This window comes from Saccharopolyspora sp. SCSIO 74807 (assembly GCF_037023755.1).
Classification (GTDB): Bacteria; Actinomycetota; Actinomycetes; order Mycobacteriales; family Pseudonocardiaceae; genus Saccharopolyspora_C; species Saccharopolyspora_C galaxeae.
This window is the reverse complement of sequence record NZ_CP146100.1, coordinates 541,944-556,030: the sequence shown is the minus strand read 5'-3', so window position 1 is coordinate 556,030 and position 14,087 is coordinate 541,944. Positions and strand designations below refer to the sequence as shown.

Below are 14,087 nucleotides of genomic sequence, written 5' to 3'. Positions count from 1 at the left end.
TGCGTCGTAAATGTTCTGTCGTCGGACTCGGCGGGTGCCCGGCCAGCGGAACCGCAGGCGCCCCAGCGGGTTCCCGGACAGGTACCGGCAACCGTCGATCCGCGCGGCCGGACAGCGGCGAGGTCGGACAACGGTGTCGAAGACGGGCTTGCGCGGCGACGTCGCCGCGGGCGGAGGTGCAGGCGTGACGGCAGAGGGACACGGCGGACCGCCGGCGGGACAGAACGGCCCCTTGGCGGGCGTGCGCGTGGTCGAGCTGGCGGGCATCGGCCCGGCACCGTTCTGCGCGATGCTGCTGGCGGACCTGGGCGCGGACGTGGTGCGCGTCGGGCGTCCCGGCGGCGGACCCGGCGAGCACGACCTGCTCGACCGCGGCAAACGCGCGATCTCGGTGGACCTCAAGCACGAGCGCGGTCCGGCATCGGTGCTCGCGCTGGCGGAGCAGGCCGACGTGCTGATCGAAGGCTTCCGCCCCGGCGTGGCCGAACGCCTCGGCGTCGGTCCGGAGCAGTGCTGGGAGGTCAATCCGCGGCTGGTCTACGGCCGGATGACCGGCTGGGGCCAGGACGGGCCGCTGGCCTCGAACGCCGGGCACGACGTCGGCTACATCGCGCTGACCGGCATGTTGCACGCGATCGGCCGCAAGGGCGGGCCGCCGCAGGTGCCCGCGAACCTGCTCGGCGACTTCGGCGGCGGTTCGCTCTACCTCGCGGTCGGTGTGCTGGCGGGGGTGTTGCAGGCGCGTGCAGGCGGGCGGGGCCAAGTGGTCGACGCGGCGATCGTGGACGGCGCGGCGCATCTCGGCTCGATGCTGTTCGGGATGGCCAACGCGGGTGCCTGGAACACCGAGCGCGGCACGAACCTGCTCGACACCGGTGCCCCGTACTACGACGTCTACGAAACTTCCGACGGCGAGCACATGGCCGTCGGTGCGCTGGAACCGCAGTTCTACGCGGAACTGCTGGAACGCCTCGGGCTCACCGGGCAGGTCCCGGACCGGGACGATCCGGCGAACTGGCCGGAACTGCGCAACAAGCTCGCCGAGGTCTTCGCGCAGCGCACCCGCGCCGCGTGGACCGAGGTTTTCGACGGTTCGGATGCCTGCGTCTCTCCGGTGCTTTCGATGACCGAAGCGGCCGACCACCCGCACCTCAACGCCCGCGGAACGCTGGTGCGCCCGGACGGCGTGCTGCAACCGGCCCCGGCGCCGCGGTTCTCCAGCACCCCGACCCCGCCGCCGCGCCCGGTGCCGTCGCCGGACGCCGCGGTGCTGGCGGACTGGCAGGTCCCCGGGGCGGACGATCTGCTGTCCTCCGGCGCGATCCACGGAAAGGAAGCGTGACATGCGCAGGGAACTGTTCGAGGCCGAGCACGAGGCGTTCCGCGAGACCGCCAGGGCCTTCATCGCCAAGGAGCTGCTGCCGCACCAGGAGGAGTGGGAGGCGGCGGGCGTGGTCAGCCGCGACGCCTGGCTGGCCGCGGGCAAGCAGGGCCTGCTCGGCATGGCCGTGGACGAGGAGCACGGCGGCGGCGGAGTCGACGACTTCCGGTTCAACGTCGTGTTCGACGAGGAACTGGTCAACGCGGGCATCAGCGGCTTCGGCGTGCCGGTGCACAACGACATCAACATCCCGTACCTCACCCGGTTGGCCACCGAGGAGCAGAAGCGGCGCTGGCTGCCCGGCTTCTGCAGCGGCGAGATCATCACCGCGATCGCGATGACCGAACCCGGAACCGGCAGCGACCTGCAGAACATCCGCACCACCGCGATCCGCGACGGCGACGAGTACGTGCTCAACGGCTCGAAGACGTTCATCTCCAACGGCATCAACGCCGACCTGGTGATCGTGGCCGCCAAGACCGACCCGGACGCCGGCGCGCAGGGCGTGAGCCTGCTCGTGGTCGAGCGCGGCATGGCGGGCTTCGAGCGCGGCCGCAACCTGGAGAAGATCGGGCAGAAGTCGCAGGACACCGCCGAGCTGTTCTTCAACGACGTGCGGGTGCCCGCGGCGAACCTGCTCGGCGAGCAGGGGCAGGGCTTCATCTACCTGATGCAGAACCTGCCGCAGGAGCGGCTGTCCATCGCGGTGGCCGCGGTCGCCGCCGCGGAGCGGACCCTCGAGGACACCAAGCAGTACTGCCGCGAGCGCACCGCGTTCGGCCGTCCCATCGGCAAGTTCCAGAACACCCGGTTCGAGCTCGCGGAGATGGCGACCGAGGTGCAGATCGGGCGGGTGTTCGCGGACCGCTGCGTGCAGCTGCACCTGACCGGTGAGCTCAGCGTCGAGCACGCCGCGATGGCCAAGTGGTGGCTGACCGAGCTGAACAAGCGGGTCGTGGACCGCTGCCTGCAGCTCTACGGCGGCTACGGCTACATGATGGAGTACCCGATCGCGAAGGCGTTCCTGGACTCGCGGGTGCAGACGATCTACGGCGGCACCACCGAGATCATGAAGGAGATCGTCGGCCGCTCCCTGGACATCTGAGAAACTTCTTGAACTTGTTTTGCGTAGGTGCCCGGGTAGCGGAACCTCACCGGCCTTCTCGCTGTGGGATCGATTTCTGACGTATGCCCATACGCGGCGAAATCGCTGTCCCCGCGAGAAGACCGCTGAGAACCCGCCGGTGGTCCGGTTGCTCAGGTGGTTACTGCTCAGCGGCTCCGCCGCTGACAAGACAACGACAAGAGAACGGCACCACACGGACCTGCGATCGAAGTACGGCGATCCTTCGTCCCGGCAAGATCGGATGCCGGGGTACCGCACTCGGAAGATTCCGCTCGCGACCCTTGCGCGGCGGGTCATGCTTGTCGTCGAAGACGGCGGCTCGGGCCCGGTGGGCACGGAAGGTGCGGCATGGATTGGATGGTCACCCCCGGCAAGGACGGCGCGCTCTCCGAGGTGCTGCCGTCGGTGCTGGCCGCGCTGGGCACCGCGGGTTTCACCGACTCGCTGGGGATTCCGCGGTGCCGCGCCGCGGCGGTGCTGCTGGTCGACGGCCTCGGCTGGGAGCTGCTGCGGGAACACGCCGCGGACGCGCCGTTCCTCGCTTCGCTGGCGGTGCGCGAGCCGATCAAGGCCGGTTTCCCGACGACCACCGCCACCAGCATCACTTCGCTCGGAACCGGGCTGCGGTCCGGTGCGCACGGCGTCGTCGGCTACACCTTCGCCGAACCGTCCGGCGGCCTGCTGCACCCGCTGGCGTGGGCGACGCACGGCACCGTCCGCGATGCGCAGGGCCACCGGCGCAGCCTGCTGGAGACCTGGCCGCCGGAGACCGCGCAGCCGCAGCCGACGATGCTGGAACGCGCCGCCGACGCCGGGGTGCGCGTCCGCGCGATCGCGCCCGCGGAGTTCCGGGGCACCGGGTTGACCCGGGCGGCGCTGCGCGGCGGCGAGTTCCGGGGCGTGCGCGCGCTCGGCGACCTCGGCGCCGAGGTCCTCACCGCGCTGCAGGAACCGGCCCCGGTGCTGAGCTACGCCTACCACGGGCACCTCGACCTGGTCGGGCACGGCCACGGGCCGGGCTCGCTGCCGTGGCGGTTGCAGCTCGCGCAGGTGGACCGGCTGGTCGAATCGCTGGCCGAACGTCTTCCGGAATCGGCCTCGCTGCTGGTGGTGGCCGATCACGGCATGGTCACCGTCGACCCGTCCGAAGCGCTGGACGCGGACACCTCGCCCGCGCTGTCCGAGGGCGTGCGGCTGCTGGGCGGCGAGCCGCGCGCCCGGCACGTCTACACCGAACCGGGCGCCCGCGCGGACGTGCTCGAGACCTGGCGCGCGGCGGTGGGGGAACGCGGCGCCGTCGTCACCGGTGAGCAGGCCATCGACGAAGGCTGGTTCGGCTCCGAGGTGGCCGACGAGGTGCGCCCGCGCATCGGCGACGTGCTGGCGGTGCTGCGGGAGTCCGCGGTGATCCGGTCGGTGGCCGAGCCCGGTGAGTCCTCGCTGCGCGGGCATCACGGTTCGCTCACCGCCGCGGAGCAGTTCGTCCCGCTGCTGGTGGCGCAGGGCTGATCGCCGAACGTGCGCTGCTCCGGTGAGCGCGCCGGGTCCAAGAGCGGACGTCCTCCGTCGGACCGGGCGGTTTCGTCCGTCCCGGCCGTGCGGCGCAAGATGCGTGCAGGCCGGCGTCCGGTCGGCAGGCCTTCCCGGCAGTACCTGAGCGATTTCGCGGCGGCCCGAGGTCAATGGTCCGGGGCACAATGAAGGTCCAGCGGGAGGCAGCTTGTCGGCCTCTTGTATCTATGCGGTCGACAACCTAGAGTTCCCGATGCCCGGAACGGTGTTTCCGCAGAGCGGAAGTCCTCATTGCTGAGGAGGCTGACCATGTCGACCAGCGCTGCAACCCCGAGCCCGGGGCCGACCGCGGCTGCCGCCCCGGCGGCCGACCTGGACCGGTTGGTCCGCCGGTTCCGCGCGGTGCTGCCCGCGGAATCGGTGATCACCGACCCGCAGCGGCTGCGCACCTACGAATGCGACGGCCTGGCCAGCTACCGGGTGGTGCCCGCGGTGGTCGTGCTGCCCGCCGACACCGAGCAGGTGCGCGAGGTCGTCGCGGCCTGCGCCGAGCAGCAGGTGCCGTTCGTGGCCCGCGGCTCCGGTACCGGGCTTTCCGGCGGCGCCCTGCCGGACGCCGAAGGCGTGCTGATCGTGACCTCGAAGATGCGCCGGATCCTGGAGATCGACGTCGCCAACGAGCGCGCCGTGGTGGAGCCGGGCGTGATCAACCTCGACGTGACCACCGCCGCCGCGCCGCAGGGCTACTACTTCGCCCCCGACCCCTCCAGCCAGCAGGTCTGCTCCGTCGGCGGCAACGTCGCGGAGAACTCCGGCGGCGCGCACTGCTTGAAGTACGGGTTCACCACGCACCACATCCTGTCCCTGGAGGTCGTCACCCCGGACGGCGATGTCGTCGAACTCGGCGGCGCCGCGCGCGAAGCGCCCGGATACGACCTGCTCGGCACGTTCATCGGCAGCGAGGGCACGCTCGGGGTGGTCACCAAGATCACCGTCCGGCTGCTGCGGAAACCCGAGACGGTGCAGACGCTGCTGGCCGGTTTCCGCACCACCGACGACGCGGGCGGCGCGGTCTCGGCGATCATCGGCGCCGGCGTCACCCCGGCCGCGGTGGAGATGATGGACGCGCTGTCCATCGAAGCCGCCGAACAGGCCGTGGCCTGCGGCTACCCGGAAGGCGCTGGCGCGGTGCTGGTGGTCGAGCTGGACGGCCCGGTCGCCGACGTCGAGCACACCTTCGACGAGGTGCAGCGGTACTGCCGCGAGCACGGCGCCTTCGAGATCCGCGTCGCCGCCGACGACCACGAGCGGGCGATGATCTGGAAGGGCCGCAAGTCCGCCTTTGCCGCGGTCGGCCGGATCAGCCCGGACTACATCGTGCAGGACGGGGTGATCCCGCGGACCGCGCTGCCGGAGGTGCTGGGCCGCATCGCTTCGCTGTCGGCCGAGTCCGGGGTGCGGGTGGCCAACGTCTTCCACGCCGGGGACGGCAACCTGCACCCGCTGGTGCTGTTCGACGAAGCCGAGCCGGGCGCGGCCGACCGCGCCGAAGAGGTCTCCGGCGCGATCCTCGACCTGTGCATCGAGCACGGCGGCTCGATCACCGGCGAGCACGGCGTCGGCGCCGACAAGGTCAAGTACATGGGCCGGATGTTCACCGCCGACGACCTGGACACCATGCAGCGGGTCCGCTGCGCCTACGACCCGGCCGGGATCTGCAACCCCGGCAAGGTCTTCCCGACTCCGCGGCTGTGCGGCGAGGTGCCCGGCCCGCGCCGCGGTGTGCACCCGTTGACCGAGGCAGGATTGGCGGACCAGTTCTGATGACCGAGACCAGCGCTTCCGCGCCCACCGCGCTCACCTCCGCCGTCGGCTACGACCGGATCCGCCGGGCCGCAGCGGGCGACGAGATCGCGGGCGTGCTGCCGTCCTGGGTCGCGTCCGCGTCGAGCACCGAAGAGGTCTCCGCGATCCTGCGGGCCGCCGACGAGCACGGGCTTTCGGTGGTGCCGAAGGGATCCGGCAGCAAGCTCGACTGGGGCGCCGCGCCGCGCTCCGCGGACGTGCTGCTGGACGTCTCGCAGCTGCGCGGGGTGGTCGAGCACGCGGCCGGTGACCTCGTGGTCACCGCCAAGGCGGGCACCCCGCTGGCCGAGGTGCAGGCGGCGGTTTCCGAGGCGGGGCAACAACTTCCGATCGACCAGCCGCTGCCGTCGGCGACCCTCGGCGGGGTGGTGGCCACCGCGACCTCCGGGCCGGGGCGGCACTTCTTCGGCGGGGTGCGCGACCTGCTGATCGGCATCACCGTGGTGCGCGCCGACGGCACTGTGACCACCGCGGGCGGCAAGGTCGTCAAGAACGTCGCCGGCTACGACCTCGGCAAGCTCTACACCGGTTCCTACGGCACCCTCGGCGTGATCACCGAGGTGGTGTTCCGGCTGCATCCGCTGGCCGACGAGCACCGGTGGATCCGCAGCGTCCTGGACGGTCCGCAGGAGGCCGCCGAGACCGTCGCAGCGCTGCGGCGCTGCCAGGAGATGCCCACCGCCATCGAGCTCGACAGGTCCGAAGTGGACGGACCGATCACGGTGTGCGCGCAGCTGGAGGGGCGACCCGCGGCCACCCACGAGCGCGCCGTCCGGCTGGCCGGTGAGATCGGCGGGGAAGTGCTCGAGCGCGCGCCCGAATGGTGGGGGCGGTTCCCGGCCGAGCCGGACGGCAACGCGCTTCGGCTCGGCGTGGAGCCCGCAGCGCTGGCCGAGCTGCTGACCTTCGCCGAGCACGCCGCGCAGGACTCCGGCGTGCCGCTGACGCTGCGCGGTGCCGCCGGGCTGGGCGTGCTGCACGCGGGGATTCCGTCGAGCTGCGAGCCGAAGCTGCTCGGCTCGCTCGTGGAGGGATTGCGCCAGCAAGCCGAATACGCCGTGCTGCTGCGCGGAAATCCCGCCGCGCGCGAAGCCATCGACCCGTGGGGGCCGCAGCCGATCGGCGTGCAGACGCTGCTGCGCCGCGTGAAGGACCAATTCGATCCCGGGCACCGGCTCGCACCCGGTCGTTTCGTGGGAGGAATCTGATGACCGAGACCCCGGCGCACTCCGGAGTGCCGAACGATCCGAGCGCGCCTGCCGAAACCGGCGCCGCGGCCGATCCGGGCCGTCCGGTGCGCCCCGACCACACCGACGTGCTCGGTGCGTTCGACGAGCACCACCCGCCGCAGCAGAACCTCATCGACGATTGCGTCCACTGTGGATTCTGCTTGCCCGCGTGCCCCACCTACGACCTGTGGGGCGAGGAGATGGACTCGCCGCGCGGGCGCATCTACCTGATGAAGGAAGGCCTCGAAGGCGAGCCGATGACCGACGCCATGGTCGGTCACATGGACAACTGCCTGGGCTGCATGGCCTGCGTGACCGCGTGCCCGTCCGGGGTGCAGTACGGCACGCTGATCAACGAGACCCGCGCGCAGATCGAGCGCAGGCACGAGCGCGGCCGCTGGGAGAAGCTGCTGCGCACGGCGATCTTCACGGTGTTCCCGTACCCGCGGCGGCTCAAGGCGATGCGCGGACCGCTGGCGCTGTACCAGAAACTGCGCGTCAGTTCGCTGCTGCGGCGCACGGGACTCACCGACAAGCTGCCGCCGCACCTGCGCACCATGGAGTCGCTGGCGCCGCCGATCAGCCGCGCCCCGAAGCTCGGGCGGCGGATCCCCGCGCGCGGGCAGCGGCGCGCCACTGTCGGCATGATCACCGGGTGCGTGCAGAGCGCGTTCTTCCCGGACGTCAACGCCGCCACCGCCCGGATCCTGTCCGCGGAAGGTTGCGATGTCGTGATCCCGCCATCGCAGGGGTGCTGCGGCGCGCTGAGCGAGCACTCCGGCCGCGAGGAAGAGGCGCTGAAGTTCGCGCGGAAGCTGCTGGACACCTTCGAGGAGTCCGATGTGCAGCACATCGTGATCAACTCGGCGGGGTGCGGTTCCACGCTCAAGGAATACCCCCGGCTGCTGCGCGACGACCCGGAGTACGCCGCGAAGGCCGAGCGGTTCGCCGCGAAGGTGCGCGACATCGCGGAACTGCTCACCGAACTCGGCCCGGTCGCCGAACGGCACCCGCTGCCGGTGAAGATCGCTTACCACGACGCCTGCCACCTCAGCCACGGCCAGGGAATCCGCGCCCAGCCGCGAGATCTGCTGCGCGGCATCCCCGGTGTCGAGCTGCGCGAGATCAACCGCGGTGAGCTGTGCTGCGGCTCGGCCGGGATCTACAACCTGCTGCAGCCGCAGGCGGCGGAGGAACTCGGCAACCGCAAGGCCGCCAACGTGCTCGACACCGAGGCGAGCCTGCTGGTGACCGCCAATCCGGGCTGCTCCATGCAGATCCGCACCGCGCTGGAACGCCGCGGCGCTGAGCTGCCGATGGCGCACACGGTGCAGGTGCTCGATGCCGCGATCCGCGGTGTGCCCGCGGAAAAGCTGCTGGCCGCGAGCGGCTGAGGCCGCTTCGCGAACAGAATTCAGCGGTTTCGGCCCCGGTCGCGGCGAAGGCGCCCGGGACCGGCTCCGAAGCCCGGCACGGCGGTGACCCGCCGACCGTCCACGGTGCACCGCAAGGCGGTCCGGTGCACTCGCCCGAACTTCTCGAAACGCCCCTACCACCGGTGAGTCCGCGCGGATATCGTCGCGGCCTCGACACGCTGGCCCGCGCCACAAGGGAGTGGTTGTGTACCAACAGATCCTGGACCCGCTGTTCGGCTCCCTGGGCCTGAGCGCGCTGGCCGCGGCATTGCCGCTGCTGGTGCTGTTCGCGCTGCTGGGCTTCGTGCGGATGACCGCGTGGAAGGCGTCGCTGATCGCGCTCGCCGTTTCGCTGGCGGTCGCGGTGTTCGTCTACCCGATGCCGGTCGACCAGGCGCTGCTGTCGGCCACGCTCGGCGCCGCGTTCGGCTTCTTCCCGATCCTGTGGATCGTGATCAACGCGATCTGGATCTACCAGATGACCGTGACCACCGGGCACTTCGACGTGCTGCAACGCAGCTTCTCCCGGGTCAGCGGGGACCGGCGGATCCAGGCGGTGATCATCGCGTTCTGCTTCGGCGCGCTGCTGGAGGCGCTGGCCGGGTTCGGCACCCCGGTCGCGATCACCACCGTGATGCTGCTGGCTCTCGGGTTCGGCCCGATCACCTCGGCCGTGGTCGCGCTGGTGGCCAACACCGCGCCGGTCGCCTACGGCGCGCTGGCCTCACCGCTGGTGACGCTGGCCAGCGTCACCGACATGCCGGTGGAGCAGCTCGGCGCGATGACGGGGCGGCAGACGCCGGTGCTCGCGGTGATCGTGCCGCTGGTGCTGGTCGGCATCATCGACGGGTTCCGCGGCATCCGGGAAACCCTCCCGGCCACGCTGACCTGCGGGATCACCTTCGGCGTCGTGCAGTTCGCCGCGGCCAACTACGTGTCGGTGCCGCTGACCGACATCATCGCCGCGCTGGTCGCGGCCGGGGCCACCGTGCTGCTGATGCGGGTCTGGACACCGCGCGGCGCCGAGGAGGTCGCGGCGGGCACCGACAACCGCGCCGAAATCCTGCGGGCCTACGCGCCTTACCTGATCGTGATCGCGGTGTTCGTGATCGCCCAGCTCGGACCGGTCGCCGACCTGCTCGACGCGGTCACCGTCAAGTTCGGCTGGCCGGGGCTGGACATCCGCGAACCCAACGGCGAAGCGCTGTCGCTGACCGACTTCAAGTTCGACTGGCTCTCCAGCGCCGGGACGCTGCTGCTGATCGCCGGGATGCTGACCGTGCCCGCCATCGGGATCAGCGCGCGCGGCGCGCTCGGCCGCTACGGCGCGACCTACAAGCAGCTGGCGTGGCCGATCGTCACCGTGATGACGGTGCTGGCGATCGCGTACGTGATGAACACCTCCGGGCAGACCGCGACGCTGGGCACCTGGATGGCCGCGGCGGGCGGGCTGTTCGCGTTCCTCTCGCCGATCCTCGGCTGGCTGGGCACCGCGGTGACCGGCTCGGACACCTCCTCGAACTCGCTGTTCGGGGCGTTGCAGGTCACCGCGGCCGAGAAGGCCGGGATCGAGCCGATGCTGGCGGCCGCGGCGAACGGTTCCGGCGGGGTGCTGGGCAAGATGATCTCGCCGCAGAACCTCGCGATCGCCGCTGGCGCGGTCGGCATGAGTGGGCGCGAGGGCGACATCTTCCGCCGCGTGCTGCCGTTCAGCATCGGGTTCCTGCTGCTGCTGTGCGTGCTGGTCGCGCTGCAGGCGACCCCGGTCCTCGGGTGGATGACCTGGGGCCTCTGAACATCTGTTGAGCTCGTTTTGCAGAACAGACAACACCGGAGCCGAACGCAGGTTCCGAGACGGCCTCTGAGAAACGGATCCGGGCTGTCGCTCGTTCGACCGGGGCAGGGGTTTTCCGGCGCAAGCTGCGGGGAGACCCCGCCCACTCCGGGTCACCATTGACTATGACAGTAATGGTGTAACACTCTGAGTGGAGTACCGGCCGCAACGAGGAGGCACGTCGCCCATGTCCGAGGCGTTCGTCTACGACGCGATCCGCACCCCGCGCGGTCGCGGCAAGCAAACCGGATCGCTGCACGGGACCAAACCGGTCAGCCTGGTCACCGGCCTGATCGATGAGCTGCGCCGCAGGCATCCCGGCCTGGACCCCGAGCTGATCGACGACGTCGTGCTCGGCGTGGTCTCGCCGCTCGGCGATCAGGGCGGGGACATCGCCAAGACCGCCGCGATCGCCTCCGGCCTGCCGGACACCGTCAGCGGTGTGCAGCTCAACCGGTTCTGCGCCTCCGGGCTGGAGGCGGTGAACTCCGCCGCCCAGAAGGTCCGCTCCGGCTGGGAGGACGCGGTGCTGGCAGGCGGCGTGGAATCGATGTCGCGGGTGTCGATGGGCTCCGACGGCGGCGCATGGGCGATGGACCCGGAGACCAACCTGGCGACCTCGTTCGTGCCGCAGGGAATCGGCGCCGACCTGATCGCCACCCTGGAGGGCTTCGACCGCGGCACCGTCGACGCCTACGCGGCCGAGTCCCAGACGCGGGCGGCGAAAGCCTGGGCGGACGGCCGGTTCGCCCGCTCCGTTGTCCCGGTCAAGGACCGCAACGGCCGGACCGTGCTGGACCGCGACGAGCACATCCGCGCGAACACCACCGCGGACAGCCTCGGCGGGCTCAAGTCCTCGTTCGCCGACATCGGTGAGATGGGCGGCTTCGACGCGGTCGCGCTGCAGAAGTACCACTGGGTCGAGCAGATCGACCACGTGCACACCCCCGGCAACTCCTCCGGCATCGTCGACGGTGCCGCGCTTGCGCTGATCGGCAGCGAGGGCCTGGGCGAGCGCACCGGCCTGCGCCCGCGGGCGCGGGTGCTCTCGGCAGCGCTCAGCGGCGCCGATCCGACGATCATGCTCACCGGCCCGGGGCCCGCGGTGCGCAAGGCGCTCGGCAAGGCCGAGATGAGCATCGACCAGATGGACCTCATCGAGATCAACGAGGCGTTCGCCGCGGTGCCGCTGCGGTTCATGCGCGAGTTCGGCGTCCCGCACGAGAAGGTCAACGTCAACGGCGGCGCGATCGCGATGGGCCACCCGCTCGGCGCCACCGGCGCGATGATCCTCGGCACCCTGCTCGACGAGCTGGAACGCCGCGAGCAGCGCTACGGCCTGGCAACTCTGTGCGTCGGCGGTGGCATGGGCATCGCCACCGTCATCGAACGCCTCAGCTGAACCCGGACGCTGCGGCCGCGCGCCGCGCCCGAACCCGCAAAGGACTTCCTCGCATGAGTGATCAGAGCACCATCCGCTGGGAGCAGGACAACGACGGCGTCGTCGTGCTCACCCTGGACGACCCCCAGCAGCAGGCGAACACGATGAACGAGCGCTACGTGCGCTCGATGGACCAGACGCTGGACCGGCTCGAAGCCGAGCGGGACGGCATCACCGGCGTCGTGCTCACCTCCGCGAAGAGCACCTTCTTCGCCGGCGGCGACCTGCACGACCTGATCCGCGTCCGCCCGGACAACCTCGAGCAGTTCGCCGAGACCAGCAACACCACCAAGCGGCAGCTGCGCCGCCTGGAGACCCTCGGCAAGCCGGTGGTCGCCGCGCTCAACGGCACCGCGCTCGGCGGCGGGCTGGAGATCGCCCTGGCCTGCCACCACCGCGTCGCGCTGGACGGGCCGAAGATCCGCTTCGGCTTCCCCGAGGTCACCCTCGGCCTGCTGCCCGGAGCGGGCGGTGTGGTGCGCACCGTGCGCATGATCGGCATCGCGGATGCGCTGCTGGGCGTGCTCACCCAGGGCCAGCGGCTGCGTCCGGGCAAGGCCAAGGACATGGGCCTGATCGACGAGGTCGTCGCTACCGACGCCGAGCTGCTCACCCGCGCCAAGGAGTGGATCAAGGCCAACCCGGAGGCGGCCCAGCCCTGGGACACCAAGGGGCACAAGATCCCCGGCGGCACCCCGACGAACCCGAAGTTCGCCGCGAACCTGCCCGCGTTCCCGGCGAACCTGGCCAAGCAGCTCAAGGGCGCCCCGCTGCCCGCGCCGAAGAACATCATGGCCGCGGCGGTCGAAGGCTCCCAGGTGGACTTCGACACCGCGCTGGAGATCGAAGGCCGCTACTTCGCCGAGCTGGCCGCCGGGCAGACCGCGAAGAACATGACCAAGGCGTTCTTCTTCGACCTGCAGCACATCAACTCCGGCGGCAGCAGGCCCGACGGGTACGAGACCTGGAAGGCGAGCAAGGTCGCCGTGCTCGGCGGCGGCATGATGGGCGCGGGCATCGCCCACGTCTGCGCCCAGTCCGGGATGCAGGTGCTGCTCAAGGACGTCTCGCTGGAAGCGGCCGAGAAGGGCAAGGCGTACTCCGCGAAGATCCTCGGCAAGGCCGTGGACAAGGGCCGCAAATCCGCCGCGGAGCGCGACGAGGTGCTCGCCCGGATCACCCCGACCGACCGCAACGACCAGCTCGAAGGCTGCGACCTGGTGATCGAGGCCGTGTTCGAGAGCACCGAGCTCAAGCACCGGGTCTACAGCGAGGTCGAGGACGTGATCGACGGTGACGCGCTGATCGCCTCGAACACCTCCACGCTGCCGATCACCGGGCTGGCCGAGGGGGTGCGCCGCCGGGAGGACTTCATCGGCCTGCACTTCTTCTCCCCGGTGGACAAGATGCCGCTGGTCGAGATCATCTGCGGCGAGCAGACCAGCGACCGCGCGCTGGCCAGGGCGTTCGACGTGGTCCAGCAGATCAACAAGACCCCGATCGTGGTCAACGACAGCCGCGGGTTCTTCACCAGCCGGGTCATCGGCACGTTCCTGAACGAGGGCGTCGCGATGCTCGCCGAAGGCGTGCACCCGGCGTCCATCGAGCAGGCCTCCAGCCAGGCCGGTTTCCCCGCCCCGGTGCTGCAGCTGTTCGACGAGCTCACGCTGACCCTGCCGCGCAAGATCCGGGAGGAGACCAAGCGGGCCGTGGAGGCCGAGGGCGGCACGTGGGTTCCGCACCCGGCCGAGGGCATCCTGGACCGGATGGTGGACGAGTTCGAGCGCACCGGCCGGGCAGGCGGCGCCGGGTTCTACGAGTACACCGACGGCGTCCGCGGCGGGCTGTGGCCCGGGCTGGTCGAGCACTTCGGCGCCGGCTCCGGCGATCCGGCCGCGGTCGAGTTCGACGACCTCAAGGAGCGGCTGCTGTTCATCCAGGCCGTCGAAACCGTGCGGTGCCTGGACGAGGGCGTGCTCAAGTCGGTGCCGGACGCCAACATCGGCTCGATCTTCGGCATCGGGTTCCCGGCGTGGGCCGGGGGAGTGGTGCAGTACGTCAACGGCTACCCGGGCGGGCTCGCCGGCTTCGTGGCCCGGGCGAACGAGCTGGCCGAGCGCTACGGCGAGCGGTTCGTGCCGCCGGAGTCGCTGGTGCGCAAGGCCAAGGCCGGGGAGCGCATCGACCTCGGCGAGCCGGATGCCGAGGTCGTCGGCAACACCTCGGCCGCCTGATCAGCGCTTGAATACTTGTCGTTGAGCTCGTTTTGCGTGGGTGGTCGCT

9 protein-coding genes are annotated in these 14,087 nt (G+C 70.9%); all 9 read left to right on the top strand.

The annotated features are described in order from the left end of the window. Nucleotides 1–184 precede the first annotated feature (184 nt). The 9 genes from V1457_RS02510 to V1457_RS02470 all read left to right on the top strand — a co-directional run bounded on the left by V1457_RS02510 (nucleotide 185) and on the right by V1457_RS02470 (nucleotide 14,038). On the top strand, nucleotides 185–1,342 hold the full coding sequence (locus V1457_RS02510) for a CaiB/BaiF CoA-transferase family protein (RefSeq protein ID WP_338599759.1): 1,158 nt from the start codon (nucleotides 185–187) through the stop codon (nucleotides 1,340–1,342). 1 nt (nucleotide 1,343) lies between these two features. Next, a complete protein-coding gene (locus tag V1457_RS02505) occupies nucleotides 1,344–2,486 on the top strand; it encodes an acyl-CoA dehydrogenase family protein (RefSeq protein WP_200073186.1) in 1,143 nt (380 codons plus the stop codon). Between the two features lie 369 nt (nucleotides 2,487–2,855). Continuing rightward, nucleotides 2,856–4,016 (top strand): nucleotide pyrophosphatase/phosphodiesterase family protein, encoded by a 1,161-nt coding sequence (locus V1457_RS02500; protein ID WP_338599756.1) that lies wholly within the window; start codon nucleotides 2,856–2,858, stop codon nucleotides 4,014–4,016. A 312-nt stretch (nucleotides 4,017–4,328) separates the two neighbouring features. Further along, nucleotides 4,329–5,843, top strand: coding sequence for an FAD-linked oxidase C-terminal domain-containing protein (locus tag V1457_RS02495; protein WP_295140432.1), 1,515 nt, complete (start codon nucleotides 4,329–4,331; stop codon nucleotides 5,841–5,843). After that, nucleotides 5,843–7,093: an FAD-binding oxidoreductase gene (locus V1457_RS02490; RefSeq protein WP_200073183.1), complete on the top strand. Its 1,251-nt coding sequence runs from the start codon at nucleotides 5,843–5,845 to the stop codon at nucleotides 7,091–7,093. The genes V1457_RS02495 and V1457_RS02490 overlap by 1 nt, the downstream gene beginning before the upstream one ends. After that, nucleotides 7,093–8,508 carry a glycolate oxidase subunit GlcF gene (gene glcF / locus V1457_RS02485; RefSeq protein WP_338599751.1) on the top strand — a complete coding sequence of 472 codons (1,416 nt, stop codon included), beginning with the start codon at nucleotides 7,093–7,095 and terminating at the stop codon, nucleotides 8,506–8,508. The genes V1457_RS02490 and glcF overlap by 1 nt, the downstream gene beginning before the upstream one ends. A gap of 226 nt (nucleotides 8,509–8,734) precedes the next feature. Continuing rightward, nucleotides 8,735–10,324 (top strand): L-lactate permease, encoded by a 1,590-nt coding sequence (locus V1457_RS02480; protein WP_200073181.1) that lies wholly within the window; start codon nucleotides 8,735–8,737, stop codon nucleotides 10,322–10,324. Nucleotides 10,325–10,550: 226 nt separating this feature from the next. Further along, entirely contained in the window at nucleotides 10,551–11,765 is a 1,215-nt protein-coding gene (locus tag V1457_RS02475) for an acetyl-CoA C-acetyltransferase (RefSeq protein ID WP_200073180.1), read from the top strand. A 53-nt stretch (nucleotides 11,766–11,818) separates the two neighbouring features. Continuing rightward, nucleotides 11,819–14,038 carry a 3-hydroxyacyl-CoA dehydrogenase NAD-binding domain-containing protein gene (locus V1457_RS02470; RefSeq protein ID WP_200073179.1) on the top strand — a complete coding sequence of 740 codons (2,220 nt, stop codon included), beginning with the start codon at nucleotides 11,819–11,821 and terminating at the stop codon, nucleotides 14,036–14,038. The last annotated feature ends 49 nt before the right edge of the window (nucleotides 14,039–14,087 follow it).